General features: G+C 55.9%; 1 protein-coding gene. It reads right to left on the reverse strand.

The annotated features are described in order from the left end of the window. Positions 1–198, reverse strand: a 198-nt coding sequence (locus A985_RS0103160; protein ID WP_026131608.1) for a transposase, incomplete at its 3' end; no start/stop codon positions are given. Positions 199–222 lie beyond the last annotated feature (24 nt).

Raw genomic sequence — 222 nt, forward strand, 5'->3', positions numbered from 1 at the left:
CAGTCGCCGAACCTCGGCGCTTTGATCCAACTCTGTCTGCCGCACGATATCGGGCTGGCCGAACTTCAGCTTCCACGCATACAGACTGTGTGTCGTGATGCCCAGTCGCTGTGCCACATCCCTCACCGAATGACCGCGCTCGGTCACTTGTTTAACTGCCTCGATCTTGAACTCATCCGTATACCGCTTGCCACTCATACTGACCTCCTCGGTTGCCATAAA

The sequence above is a fragment of the Pandoraea sp. B-6 genome, from assembly GCF_000282835.1.
Lineage (GTDB): Bacteria > Pseudomonadota > Gammaproteobacteria > Burkholderiales > Burkholderiaceae > Pandoraea > Pandoraea cepalis.